The sequence below is a fragment of the Serratia sarumanii genome (assembly GCF_029962605.1).
Lineage (GTDB): Bacteria > Pseudomonadota > Gammaproteobacteria > Enterobacterales > Enterobacteriaceae > Serratia > Serratia sarumanii.
The window spans coordinates 3,889,565-3,902,378 of sequence record NZ_CP124750.1; the positions used below are offsets into that span (position 1 = coordinate 3,889,565).

Consider the following 12,814-nt stretch of genomic DNA (forward strand, 5'->3'; position numbering starts at 1 on the left):
ATGACGACCGTAACATCGGCGCCGCTGGTGCGCGCCATCAACTGGAACATCATCGAAGACGACAAGGATCTGGAGGTGTGGAACCGCCTGACCTCCAACTTCTGGCTGCCGGAGAAGGTGCCGCTGTCCAACGATATCCCCTCCTGGGCCACGCTGACGCCGAAGGAACAGCAGCTGACCATTCGGGTGTTTACCGGGCTGACGCTGCTGGACACCATCCAGAACACCGTCGGCGCGCCGGCCCTGATCGCCGATGCGCTGACGCCGCACGAAGAGGCGGTGTACTCCAACATCAGCTTTATGGAGGCGGTGCACGCCCGCTCGTACAGCTCAATCTTCTCCACCCTGTGCCAAACGCCGGACGTGGACGACGCCTACCGCTGGAGCGAGGAAAACCGCGCGCTACAGAAGAAGGCCGGCATCATTCTGGCGCACTATCGCAGCGACGATCCGCTGCTGAAGAAGGTTGCCAGCGTGTTCCTCGAGTCGTTCCTGTTCTATTCGGGCTTTTACCTGCCGATGTACTGGTCGAGCCGCGCCAAGCTGACCAACACCGCCGATCTGATCCGCCTGATCATTCGCGACGAGGCGGTGCATGGCTACTATATCGGCTATAAATTCCAGAAAGGGCTGGAGAAAGTGGACGCCGCACGGCGCCGGCAGGTGAAAAACTTCGCCTTCGATCTACTGCAGGATCTGTACGACAACGAGGTGCGCTACACCGAGGAGCTGTACGACGGCGTCGGCTGGACGGAAGACGTGAAAACCTTCCTGCACTACAACGCCAACAAGGCGCTGATGAACCTCGGGTATGAGGCGCTGTTCCCGCCGGCGATGGCGGAGGTCAACCCGGCTATCCTGTCGGCATTGTCGCCAAACGCCGATGAAAACCACGACTTCTTCTCCGGCTCCGGTTCGTCTTACGTCATCGGCAAGGCGGTCAACACCGAAGATGAGGACTGGGATTTCTGAGGACATGACAACGATACCGGTCTTTCAGGCCGGTATCGTGCATTCAATACCCTTGTTCTTTCTGACTACGGATCGCCAGAACAAACGCCGTATCGATATCAGGGATATATTTGTAGAGCGCCAAATAACCGCGAGCTTGCTGCCCAATAATCAATTCACGCAGCCCTGCGCCAAGGGCTCGTCCGATCAATGGATTATGTTCCAATACCGCAATCGCCTGGATGATTTCCTGAATGCGCCGCCCTGAATCCGCAGCGCCATACTGAGCCAAATGAGCGAGAATACGTTCGATATCATCCCTGACCTCTGGCGCCAACTCGACATTTGCCATCAGCGCCCCAATTTTTTAACCGGAAGTTTAACAACGTCAGTGTTACCCGCTGCGTAATTTTCCAAATAACCGCGCATCTCTTTCCAAGAGACCGTCTCTCCCGTCGCAATTATCTTGGCATAGCGTTTTTCCGCTTCATTCTCAAAGCCGCGGCGCAACTCTTCTTGCTGCGTTTTCTCCGCTATTGCCTGCAAAATAAAGCTGTGCGACGTCACGCCAGCCTGCTCGGCGACGGCGGTGACGCGGGCTTTAAGCTCATCTGGAATACGGATGGTCGTCGTCGACATAATCGCTCCCAACGTCGGTCAATCACATGTAGCTCAATTGTGCTACATGAAATCTGGCAGCGCAATAATGTTGGGGATTATTTCGCCCACTGACGCAGCTCAAGCCGCCGCCAGATGGCGCGTTTCTCCGCGTCGCCGGCGGTCGGCCAGGCGGCGATCTCCGCCCGCGTGCGCCGACATCCCCGGCACTGCTGGGTTTCGTCGTCGATGCGGCACAGGCTGACACAGGGCGATCTTACGCCGTGCTGGGATTGCTGATTGTCGCCCGCCATAAACCGCCCTTGATGTGATGTGTGCCGCCACAGGATACCCGATCCTGCGCCGGCGCGTCGTCAATCAGATGATGCCGCCGTTGGCGCGCAGGGTTTGGCCGTTGATCCAGCCGCCGTCGGCGCCGGCCAGGAAGGCCACCGCCGCAGCGATATCTTCCGGCGTGCCCAGCCGCTCCAGCGGCGCCATCTTCGCCAGCCGATCGATAAGCTCCGGCGTTTTGCCGTCGAGGAACAAACCGGTGGCGGTCGGCCCCGGCGCGACGGCGTTTACCGTGATATTGCGGCCGCGCAGCTCTTTCGCCAGCACGCTGGTCAACGCCTCGATCGCCGCCTTGCTGGCGGCATACATGCCGTACCCCGGCTGCAGCAGCCCCACCACGCTGGAGGAGAAGTTGATGATACGGCCGTTGTCACGCAGGCGCTTCGCCGCTTCACGCATCGTGTTGAAGCTGCCTTTCAGGTTGATGTCGATCAGGCGATCCGCGTCTTCATCGCGCATGTCCGCCACCGGCGCCAACGCAATTACCCCCGCGTTATTGACCAGCACGTCGATGCCGCCAAATGCCTGTTCGGCGCTGTCGAACAGCCGGGCGACCGCGGCCGCATCGCTGACGTCGGCTTTGGCGCCGAGCGCGCGGCCGCCGCGCTGTTCTATCTTGCGCACCAGCTCATCGGCCGGCGCCGGGTTGCCTGAATAGTTAATGATGACGGTAAAGCCGTCGGCGGCCAGACGCTCGGCAATGGCGGCGCCGATGCCGCGCGATGCGCCGGTGACGATGGCGACGGGGTGAGTTTTCTGGTTCATCGGGAGCTCCTTAAAGAACACGACAGGCATGACGTTAATCATGCACTCTTTATCGCGGCGAATAAGCCCCGATTCTCTGGCATCATAATCCCAAATTATCGAACAATGCGTCTGGACTCGTTCGATGGCCGCCCAACGGGCGGCCATCCCCGTTACAGCGCGCCGTAATTCAGCGGCACCCAGCTGTACCCTTCTCCCTGGCGGTTCAGGTAGCCCAACCCTGGGAACGACAGGTGCGCGCCGCCCACCAGCTCGCTCTGCCGCGCGCTGTCGCTGAACACCCGCAGCCGTTGAGCGACCGCCGCCTTGGCGTCGCTGTCAAAGCTGATAGCCACCTTCGGATGCGGCATCTGCACCGCCGCCACGTGGATCAGATCCCCCAGCAACAGCAGCTTTTTGCCCTGGCTGGTCACCTGATAGACACTGTGGCCTGGCGTATGGCCGTGAGCGGCAAAGGCGGCGATGCCCGGCGAAAGCTCGCCGTCGCCGTTGAACGGCTTAAAGTGCCCCGCCGCCTGGTAAGGCTTGATCGCCGCCATGGCCTTTTCGAAATTGCCTTTGTTCTGCGCCTTGGCCTGTTTCAACCGCTCGGCGCTCAGCCAGAAGTCCGCATCCTGGCTGGCGGCGCGCACCACCGCATTGGGGAATACCGCCTTGCCGTCGTGCGTCAGGCCGCCGAGGTGATCCGGGTGCATATGAGTCAGGTAGATCTCATCCACCTGCTCAGGCTGATAGCCCGCCGCGCGCAGATTATCCACCAGCTTGCCCAGGCCGTCGCCCAGCAGTTGGCCGGCGCCGCTGTCGATCATCACCAGCTTGTCGCCGGTATTGATCAGATAGGCATTGACCGAGGTGACCACCGGCAGGCTTTGATGCCGCTCGGCCAACCCGGCGGCGATCTGCTGCGGCGTGGTGTTGAGCAGCAGTTTGTCCGCCGGCAGGCGAATGATACCGTCAGACAACGCGGTCACTTCAAAACTGCCCAGCATGATGCGGTAAACTCCCGGCGTCGGGGTTTTGGCCTGCGGCGCGGCGGCGCCGGCCTGTAATGACATAACGGCCAGCGCCGCGCCCAGCAGACAACGTTTCCAGAACATAATGACTCCTAGCGAGAATTGAACAGCGCTAAGTATTGACGCAAAAATCCCGATGCGCCTGTTTAATAAATGCCTTTAATAAATATATAAATAATATATTTATTATGAATAGTTTTGTTTGCCGACTCACACAACCCCAATCAATATTTTCTCGCTCGCCACTTGGTTATTTTTCTTACTCCCTAAACCAAGAGTGAGGAAATATCATGAACTATCAATTCGAAAATCTGGTCTTTGAAGGCGGCGGCGTAAAAGGCATCGCCTATGGCGGCGCGCTGGAATTGCTGGAAGCCAAAGGCATCATGCCACAGATCAAGCAAACCTCCGGCGCCTCGGCGGGCGCTATCGCCGCGCTGCTGGTCGGCCTAGGCTGCAGCTCGGCCGACGTAACCAAAATTCTGTCGGCGATGGATTTTAAAAAATTCCTCGATTATAACGGCGGCTTTTTCGGTACGCTCCACGATGCCTATCGCCTGTTCAATCAATACGGCATCGCGCCCGGCGATTATTTCTATCAATGGTCGCGCGATATTATCAAGCAATATACCGGCAAGCCGGATATTACCTTCGAGCAGTTCGAAGCGATGAAAGCGGCGAAAGGGTTCAAATCGATTTACTTTATCGGCGCCAACCTCAACAGCGGCCAGCGCGAGGTCTATTCGCATCGCACTACGCCGCGCATGAAAGTGGCGGACGGCCTGCGCATTTCGATGTCATTCCCATTCGCCTTCGTGGCGAAGAACAACACCCTGGGCGACCTGTGCATCGACGGCGGCATGATCGACAACTACCCGGTGCGGCTGTTCGACTATGACTTCTCCGCCACGCCGCCTTACATCGACGCTTCAAGCCAGCGCATCAACACCCGCACGCTGGGCCTTCGCCTGGACTCCGCCGGCGAAATCGCCCAGGCCGCCGGGCAGGCCGGCCCGCGCACGCAGGTCAACAACCTGTTTGATTTCACCCTGGCGGTGGCCAACGTGATGCTGGACATCCAAACCAAGGTGCACCTGGACAGCGACGACTGGAAACGCACCGTGTATGTCGACACGCTTGACGTCGGCACGCTGGAGTTCGGCATCAGCGAGGAGAAGAAACGCGCGCTGATCGAATCCGGCCGCCGCGGCGTAGAGCGCTACTTCGCCTGGTACGACGCCGCCATGAAACAGGCGGCATAACCCCCATCCACCCCGCCCGCGCGTACGGCCGGCGCGCGGGCAAAAAAAATCCCCGCGGGGGCGGGGAAAGGCAAATTAACGCTAAGGATTTATAGGAGTTATACGAAGAACTTGGCCAACACCAGCAGCGACAGCGAGACGTTGATAGCGCCCCCGATTCGGGTGGCGATCTGCGCGAACGGCATCAGCGACATGCGGTTGCCGGCGGTGAGGATCGCGACGTCGCCGGTGCCGCCCTGCCCGCTCTGGCAACAGGAGACAATCGCCACATCGATAGGATGCATGCCGATTTTCTTGCCGACGAAGAAACCGGTCGCCACCAGCGCGCTGACGGTCGTGACGATCACGATCAGATTCTGTACGGTGAACGCGTCCACCAGCTCCTGCCACGGCGTGATGGCCACCCCGACCGCGAACAGGATCGGATAGGTCACGGCGGTGCGGAAGAATTTGTACACCACCTGCGAGCCTTCCTGAATGCGCGGCGACACCCCGTGCGCCAGCTTCACCGCCACGGCGGCGAACAGCATGCCCACCGGCGCCGGCAGGCCGATCAGACGGTGCAGCAACATGCCCACCATATACAGCAGGATGGCCAGCAGCGCGCCGCAGGCGATGGTGCTGACGTCCACCTTGCCGCTGATTTTTTCCACCGCGTTCATGTCGCTGTCGCCCTGCTTGCTCGGCATCAGGCTGCCTTCGCCGGTCAGGTGCGGATAACGCTTGCCCAACTGGTTGAGCAGGCCGGCGATGACGATGGCGGTCAGGCTGCCGAGCATCACGATCGGCAGAATGCGCCCCAACGCCACGCCCTGTTCCATGTGCAGGATCGCCGCGTAGCCCATCGACAGCGGGATCGCCCCTTCACCCACGCCGCCGGCCATGATCGGCAGGATCAGGAAGAAGAAGATCTGGAACGGCTCCAGGCCCAGCGCCATGCCGACGCCCATCCCTACCAGCATGCCGACAATCTCGCCGCACAGCATCGGAATGAAGATGCGCAGGAAGCCCTGGATCAGCACCTGCCGGTTCATGCTCATGATGCTGCCGACGATGATGCAGCAGATGTAGAGATAAAGAATGTTGGTCGATTTGTAGAACTTGGTGGTCGACTCCACCACCACGTCCGGCAGCAGGCCGTAGTGCACCAGCGCGGAAGGAATAAAGGTGGCGCAGATCGCCGCCGCGCCCATTTTGCCGATCAGCGGCAGGCGCTTGCCGAATTCGCCGCAGGCGAAACCGAAGAACGCCAGGGTAGCCACCATCACCACGATATCGCTCGGCAATTTGCCTTCCAGGCAGTCGAGCAGAATCAATACGCCGGCCAGAATAAAGAACGGTAACGGAATAATCCCTACTTTATAATTGTCCAGTATCCGCCACCATTTCTCGCGCAGAGGAATATCGGCGGCCTTGTCTTTGGCTACGAGGTAAGAATCATCTGTTGTGCTCATAATCTGGCCTCTTATTAGTTTGTTCAGCCATCATAGAGAAGCGCACGGATTATCTGCTGTGATTATGTTCAAAGTTAAAAAGGGTTTTTAATGGTGGTTATGGTTTCTATGGGGTTAATTAAGATTATGTAAAAACCGGCGTGGTTTTAATGGTGTTAATGCCGTTTTTATTTTAAAGCTTATCAACTTTATCGCAGACGAACAATTCTCGTCCGGTTCACTCTAATGCCGTGTGAGGGATCACAAGTTGATCGGGCGCAATATTACAGACCCCGCTTCTCGTGATAGGGTAAGGCTTCAGGATCTCTTTACGGTGAAGCTCCGCCATGCGGCTCAAACTCTCATTTCAAATCAAGCTGTTTCTGTGCCTGGTGGCCTTCTCCTGCCTGCTGCTGACCTGCATCGGCGCCTACACCTATTACCAGCTGGATGCGCAGCTGCACCGCGATCTCGGCGCCCGCGCGCAGGTGCAGGCACGGGAAATCGCCCTCATTCCTTCGCTGGTCAACGCGGTGGAAAACAACGACGCCGCCCGAATCACTGCGCTGATGAAAAAAATCCGCGCCAGCAGCGACGCCAGTTATATCGTCATCGGCGATAATCACGCCCGCCATCTTTATCATTCCGAATATGAAGGCCGTCTGGGCACGCCGATGATCGGCGGCGATAATAAAGAGGTGCTGGAAGGGAAAAGCATTATTTCCATTCGCAAGGGCGGCATCGGCGTTTCATTGCGCAGCAAGGCGCCGATCCTGGATGAAAATAATCGCGTGATCGGCATCGTTTCCGTCGGCTATTTGAAATCGCACATCGATAATTTAAATGCCAGGACGCTGACGCAAATTATCGGCTCCATCGTCCTGCTGCTGATCGCCCTGTTCGTCTTTTCCTGGCTGCTGTCGAAAAACCTCAAGCGCCAGATGTTCTGGCTGGAGCCGAAAGAGATCGCGCTGCTGGTGCGCCAGCAAAAAGCGCTGCTGGAAGCCATCTATGAAGGGGTGATCGCCATCGATCCGCAGATGCGGATCATCACCATCAACCATGCGGCGCGCGAGCTATTGGATCTGCACCAACCCGCCGCCGGCTTGCTGGGCCGGCCGATCGGCGACGTGATCCAGGCGCAGCCGAACTTCTTCGCCGCCGCGCAGCTGGGCCAGGATACGCACGACGAGGTGTGCCGCTTCAACCATGTGCGGGTGATCGCCAGCCGGGTGCGCATCATGCAGGAGCAGGAGCAGCAAGGCTGGGTGATCAGCTTCCGCGACAAGAACGACATCAATACCCTGAGCAGCCAGCTCAGCCAGGTGAAACGCTATGCCGACAACCTGCGCATCATGCGCCACGAACAGCTGAACTGGACCGCCACGCTGGCCGGGCTGCTGCATATGCAGCGCTACGACGAGGCCATCCGCTACGTGGAGGCCCAGTCGGAGGGCGCGCAGGAGATCCTCGATTTCATCTCGCAGCGCTTCAGTTCGGCGGCGCTGTGCGGCCTGCTGCTGGGCAAATATTCCAGCGCCAGAGAAAAAGGCATCGAGCTACGCTTCGATCCGGCCTGCCAGCTGCGGCAGATCCCGGCGGCGCTGAATGAGACCGAACTGATGTCGATCGTCGGCAACCTGCTGGATAATGCGGTGGAGGCGACGCTGCACTGCCCGGCCCCGCACGACGCGATCGAGCTTTATATCAGCGACGGCAGCGACGAGCTGGTGATCGAGGTGGCGGATCGCGGCACCGGCATCGCCGAGGAGATTCGTGATACGCTGTTTGAACAGGGCGTCACCACCAAAGCGGATAAAAGCGACCACGGCATCGGCCTGCATCTGGTCGCCAGCCACGTGGCGCAGGCGCACGGCAGCATAGAAGTGTCGGACAACGAGCCGCACGGCGCGATATTCTCTATATTTATCCCTAAATAAAACCCATAACCCGATTTTTTGAGCACCCGATTATGTCACACCAAGCACTGGACGTTCTGATCGTGGAAGACGAGCCGCAACTGGCGACGCTGCACGCGGAGTTCATCGAGAAAAATTTCAACCTGCGGGTGGTGGCTTACGCCGCCACGCTGGCCGAAGCGCGGGCCAAAGCCAATGCGCATCAGCCGCGGCTGATCCTGCTGGATAACTTTCTGCCGGACGGCCAGGGCATCGAGCTGATGGAAGAGCCGGCGGTGAAGAACCCCGCCTGTTCGGTGATCTTCATCACCGCCGCCAGCGACATGCACACCTGCAGCCAGGCGATCCGCAACGGCGCCTTCGACTACATCATCAAGCCGGTATCCTACAAGCGGCTGCGCAATTCGCTCGAACGCTTCATGCAGTTCGTGCAAACCCAGCGCACCTTCAAGATCATCGATCAGGACAACGTCGATGCGCTGTACAACCTGCAGTCGAAGCAGTTCTCCAGCGAGCCAAGCGCCAAAGGCATCGAAACCAATACCCTCGAGCTGGTGCAGGCGCTGTTTATCGCCCAGCCGGCGGTGGCGCATGCGGTGGAAGACGTGGTGGAGCAGGTCGGCATCAGCAAGACCACCGCCCGCCGTTATCTGGAATATTGCGTCGCCACCCAGTTCGTACGGGTGGAGATGCTGTACGGCAATATCGGCCATCCGCGGCGGCTGTACCGCAAGGCCTGAGGCTGCCATCTGGCTGTCATACTAAGGCGATAACATGACGCTCGACGATATCCCCCTCGATATCGGCACCTGTCGTTAAAACTGATGAAATACTGATGACTTTTGCCCGGCCTCTGGTCGGGTTTTTTATTATCCGAACGGCAGGCGCGGCGCCAAAATATCTCTCTGCGCCACACCGTATTATTTTCCCAAAAACCAAACCATTATGCCGAATAATGGCCGTCAATTTTGAGTCACGGGCCAAATTACCATAACTAATTAAAACCTTGATGTAAACCACTAATATCCCATTTAAATGACATTGAGGGTTGTCTCAGATATTCACTGTGTTAGGGTAAAAAGCTCTTTTATTTTGCTAAGGACAGCCCATAACGCGTTAATTAAACCAGAGGAAACAGCAAATTGCATGGCAATTAAACTCGAAGTAAAGAACCTGTATAAGATATTTGGCGAACACCCGGAACGCGCATTCAAACTGCTGGATAAAGGTCTGACAAAAGATCGGCTGTTTGAAAAAACCGGCTTATCGCTCGGCGTAAAAGACGCCACTCTGGCCATTGAAGAAGGCGAGATATTTGTCATCATGGGGCTCTCCGGTTCCGGCAAGTCCACCCTGGTACGCCTTCTCAATCGTCTGATAGAACCCACCCGCGGTCAGGTGCTGATCGACGGTGAGGACATCGCCAAAATATCCGACACCGCGCTGCGCACCGTGCGGCGAAATAAGATCAGCATGGTATTCCAGTCATTCGCGCTGATGCCGCACATGAATGTCCTGAATAATACTGCCTTTGGTATGGAATTAGCCGGCATGCCGCTGCAGGAACGCCAGGAAAAAGCGCTGGATGCCCTGCGTCAGGTCGGGCTGGAGAATTATGCGCTGTCTTATCCGGATGAATTATCCGGCGGTATGCGCCAGCGCGTAGGATTAGCCCGCGCCATGGCCAATAACCCGGATATATTATTGATGGACGAAGCCTTCTCGGCGCTCGATCCGTTAATTCGCACCGAAATGCAGGATGAGCTGGTGAAATTACAGGCCCAGCATCAACGCACCATCGTGTTTATCTCCCACGATCTGGACGAGGCGATGCGCATCGGCGATCGCATCGCCATCATGCAGGGCGGTGAGGTGATCCAGGTCGGCACGCCGGACGAGATCCTGAACAACCCGGCCAACGACTATGTGCGCACCTTCTTCCGCGGCGTGGACATCAGTCATGTGTTCAGCGCCAAGGATATCGCCCAACGGCGCCCGGTGACGCTGATCCGCAAAACCCCCGGTTTTGGCCCTCGCTCGGCGCTGCAGCTGCTGCGCGATGAGGACCGTGATTATGGTTATGTTGTTGAACGCGGGAAGAAATTTATCGGCGTGGTGTCGATAGAGTCGCTGAAAAAAGCGCTGTCCGCCAATCAAACGCTGGACGATGCCCTGCTCGAGGCCCCCGCCGCCGTGCCGGCCGACACGCCGCTCAGCGATCTGATTTCCCTGGTCGCCCAGGCGCCGTGCGCGGTGCCGGTGGTGAGCGAAGAACATAACTATCTCGGCATCATCTCCAAGGCCATGCTGCTGCAGGCGTTGGACAAGGAGGGCTCAACCAATGAGTGATACCACGCAAACCCAAGATCCCTGGGCTACCGCAGCGGCCGATACCGGCTCCGCACCTGCCAGCGATGCCGCCGCCAACGCCGGCGACGCCTGGTCCAGCGCGCCGCCGCCGGCCGCTCATGACGCCGCCGGGCAAAGCGCCGATTGGCTCAGCGGCGCCCCGGCGCAGCCGGAGCACTTCAGCCTGCTCGATCCGTTCCACAAAGCCTGGGTGCCGTTCGACACCTGGGTCACGCAAGGCATCGACTGGCTGGTGCTGCACTTCCGCCCGCTGTTCCAGGGCATCCGCGTGCCGGTGGACATGATCCTGAGCGGCTTCCAGCAATTGCTGCTGGGCATGCCGGCGCCGATCGCCATTCTGGTGTTCTCGCTGCTCGCCTGGCAGGTCTCGGGCCTCGGCATGGGCGCCGCGACGCTGCTCTCCCTGATCGCCATCGGCGCCATTGGCGCCTGGTCACAGGCGATGGTCACGCTGGCGCTGGTGCTGACCGCGCTGTTCTTCTGCATCCTTATCGGCCTGCCGCTCGGCATCTGGCTGGCGCGCAGCAAGCACGCCGCCAAGGTGATTAGACCGCTGCTCGACGCGATGCAAACCACCCCGGCCTTCGTCTACCTGGTGCCGATCGTCATGCTGTTCGGCATCGGCAACGTGCCGGGCGTGGTGGTCACCATCATCTTCGCGCTGCCGCCGATCGTGCGTCTGACCATTCTGGGCATCAAACAGGTGCCGGAGGATCTGATCGAGGCCGCCGAATCCTTCGGCGCCAGCCCGCGCCAACTGCTGTTCAAGGTGCAGTTGCCGCTGGCGATGCCGACCATCATGGCCGGCGTGAATCAGACGCTGATGCTGGCGCTGTCGATGGTGGTCATCGCCTCGATGATCGCCGTCGGCGGTTTGGGCCAGATGGTGCTGCGCGGCATCGGTCGGCTGGACATGGGCCTGGCCGCCGTCGGCGGGGTCGGCATCGTGATCCTGGCGATCATTCTCGATCGCCTCACCCAATCGCTGGGGCGCGATCGCCGCAGTAAAGGCATCGGCCGCTGGTATCGCCGCGGCCCCATCGGGCTGCTGACTCGCCCGTTCATCAAGCAAGCCTGACGCTTTTCCCGCCGGCGGCTGCGGCCCCGGCGGGCTATGACACCACCACATCGAAAAAAGGGGAAACACTATGCGCACTACGGGCATCTGGGCTCTCGCCCTGACGACGCTGATTGGCTCACAGAGCGTGAGCGCGGCAGATTTACCCGGCAAGGGGATCGCGGTACAGCCGGTGCAAAGCACCATTTCCGAAGAGACCTTCCAGACGCTGCTGGTCAGCAAGGCGCTGGAAAAACTGGGTTACGACGTGAAAGAACCGCGTGAAGTGGATTACAACGTCGCCTACACCTCGATCGCCTCCGGCGACGCGACCTTTATCGCGGTCAACTGGGATCCGCTGCACGCCGATCAGTACAAGGCCGCAGGCGGCGACGCCAAGTTCTACCGCGAAGGCGTCTACGTCAACGGCGCCGCGCAGGGCTACCTGATCGACAAGAAGACCGCCGAGCAATACCACATCACCAACGTCGAGCAGCTCAAGGATCCCAAGATCGCCAAGCTGTTCGACACCAACGGCGACGGCAAGGCCGATCTGACCGGCTGCACCCCGGGCTGGGGCTGCGAAGCGGTGATCAACCACCACATCAAGGCCTACGGCCTGAGCAACACCGTCGAGCACAACCAGGGCAACTACGCGGCGATGATCGCCGACACCATCACCCGCTACAAAGAGGGCAAACCGGTGCTGTATTACACCTGGACGCCGTACTGGGTCAGCGATGTGATGGTGCCGGGCCGCGACGTGGTCTGGCTGCAGGTGCCGTTCTCCTCCCTGCCGGGCGAGCAGAAGAACGTCGACACCAAGCTGCCTAACGGCGCCAACTACGGCTTCCCGGTCAACACCATGCGCATCGCCGCCAACAAGCAGTGGGCCGAAGCCAATCCGGCGGCCGCCAAGCTGTTCGCCATCATGAAGCTGCCGATCGCCGACATCAACGCGCAAAACCTGCGTATGCATGAAGGCCAGGCTTCGGAAGCCGACATCCAGAACCACGTCAACGGCTGGATCAAGGCGCATCAGGCGACCTTCGACGGCTGGGTGAAAACCGCCGCCGAGGCGGCGAAGCCGTAA

Annotated in this window: 14 protein-coding genes; 7 read left to right on the forward strand and 7 right to left on the reverse strand. The window is 59.3% G+C overall.

The genetic code is table 11. From position 1 onward, the window contains the following. Positions 1-972, forward strand: coding sequence for a class 1b ribonucleoside-diphosphate reductase subunit beta (gene nrdF / locus SSARUM_RS18515; protein WP_033635683.1), 972 nt, complete (start codon positions 1-3; stop codon positions 970-972). A gap of 43 nt (positions 973-1,015) precedes the next feature. Here nrdF and SSARUM_RS18520 read toward each other — a convergent pair whose 3' ends face one another. The 5 genes from SSARUM_RS18520 to SSARUM_RS18540 all read right to left on the reverse strand — a co-directional run bounded on the left by SSARUM_RS18520 (position 1,016) and on the right by SSARUM_RS18540 (position 3,764). Then, positions 1,016-1,303: a type II toxin-antitoxin system RelE/ParE family toxin gene (locus tag SSARUM_RS18520; RefSeq protein WP_033635684.1), complete on the reverse strand. Its 288-nt coding sequence runs from the start codon at positions 1,301-1,303 to the stop codon at positions 1,016-1,018. Then, positions 1,303-1,590, reverse strand: a complete 288-nt coding sequence (locus tag SSARUM_RS18525; protein ID WP_060430569.1) for a ribbon-helix-helix protein, CopG family — start codon at positions 1,588-1,590, stop codon at positions 1,303-1,305. The genes SSARUM_RS18520 and SSARUM_RS18525 overlap by 1 nt, the downstream gene beginning before the upstream one ends. Positions 1,591-1,667: 77 nt before the next feature. After that, positions 1,668-1,862 (reverse strand): DUF1289 domain-containing protein, encoded by a 195-nt coding sequence (locus SSARUM_RS18530; protein WP_033635686.1) that lies wholly within the window; start codon positions 1,860-1,862, stop codon positions 1,668-1,670. Positions 1,863-1,926: 64 nt separating this feature from the next. After that, positions 1,927-2,667 carry an SDR family oxidoreductase gene (locus SSARUM_RS18535; RefSeq protein WP_043147845.1) on the reverse strand — a complete coding sequence of 247 codons (741 nt, stop codon included), beginning with the start codon at positions 2,665-2,667 and terminating at the stop codon, positions 1,927-1,929. A 152-nt stretch (positions 2,668-2,819) separates the two neighbouring features. Next, positions 2,820-3,764, reverse strand: a complete 945-nt coding sequence (locus SSARUM_RS18540; protein ID WP_043147846.1) for an MBL fold metallo-hydrolase — start codon at positions 3,762-3,764, stop codon at positions 2,820-2,822. A 206-nt stretch (positions 3,765-3,970) separates the two neighbouring features. On the opposite strand from SSARUM_RS18540, the gene SSARUM_RS18545 reads away from it, so the two are divergent. Beyond that, positions 3,971-4,942, forward strand: coding sequence for a patatin-like phospholipase family protein (locus SSARUM_RS18545; RefSeq protein WP_033649775.1), 972 nt, complete (start codon positions 3,971-3,973; stop codon positions 4,940-4,942). A gap of 98 nt (positions 4,943-5,040) precedes the next feature. Here SSARUM_RS18545 and SSARUM_RS18550 read toward each other — a convergent pair whose 3' ends face one another. After that, positions 5,041-6,396 (reverse strand): 2-hydroxycarboxylate transporter family protein, encoded by a 1,356-nt coding sequence (locus tag SSARUM_RS18550; protein ID WP_033635692.1) that lies wholly within the window; start codon positions 6,394-6,396, stop codon positions 5,041-5,043. A 326-nt stretch (positions 6,397-6,722) separates the two neighbouring features. Between SSARUM_RS18550 and SSARUM_RS18555 the strand changes: the two genes are divergently transcribed. Further along, positions 6,723-8,315 (forward strand): ATP-binding protein, encoded by a 1,593-nt coding sequence (locus tag SSARUM_RS18555; RefSeq protein ID WP_060430571.1) that lies wholly within the window; start codon positions 6,723-6,725, stop codon positions 8,313-8,315. 32 nt (positions 8,316-8,347) lie between these two features. Then, positions 8,348-9,034, forward strand: coding sequence for a response regulator (locus tag SSARUM_RS18560; RefSeq protein WP_033635694.1), 687 nt, complete (start codon positions 8,348-8,350; stop codon positions 9,032-9,034). Positions 9,035-9,050: 16 nt separating this feature from the next. Here the strand turns inward: SSARUM_RS18560 and SSARUM_RS18565 are convergent, their stop codons facing one another. Then, complete coding sequence (locus SSARUM_RS18565) at positions 9,051-9,314, reverse strand: hypothetical protein (protein WP_126186591.1); 264 nt, start codon at positions 9,312-9,314, stop codon at positions 9,051-9,053. 126 nt (positions 9,315-9,440) lie between these two features. Between SSARUM_RS18565 and proV the strand changes: the two genes are divergently transcribed. The 3 genes from proV (at position 9,441) to proX (ending at position 12,814) form a co-directional block, all read left to right on the forward strand. Beyond that, the gene (gene proV / locus SSARUM_RS18570) at positions 9,441-10,643 is read left to right on the forward strand and encodes a glycine betaine/L-proline ABC transporter ATP-binding protein ProV (RefSeq protein WP_033639540.1); all 1,203 of its coding nucleotides are present in this window, start codon (positions 9,441-9,443) and stop codon (positions 10,641-10,643) included. After that, positions 10,636-11,742, forward strand: a complete 1,107-nt coding sequence (proW, locus tag SSARUM_RS18575; protein ID WP_016929847.1) for a glycine betaine/L-proline ABC transporter permease ProW — start codon at positions 10,636-10,638, stop codon at positions 11,740-11,742. Before proV ends, proW begins: the two co-directional genes overlap by 8 nt. A gap of 70 nt (positions 11,743-11,812) precedes the next feature. Continuing rightward, the gene (proX, locus tag SSARUM_RS18580; RefSeq protein ID WP_033635697.1) at positions 11,813-12,814 is read left to right on the forward strand and encodes a glycine betaine/L-proline ABC transporter substrate-binding protein ProX; all 1,002 of its coding nucleotides are present in this window, start codon (positions 11,813-11,815) and stop codon (positions 12,812-12,814) included.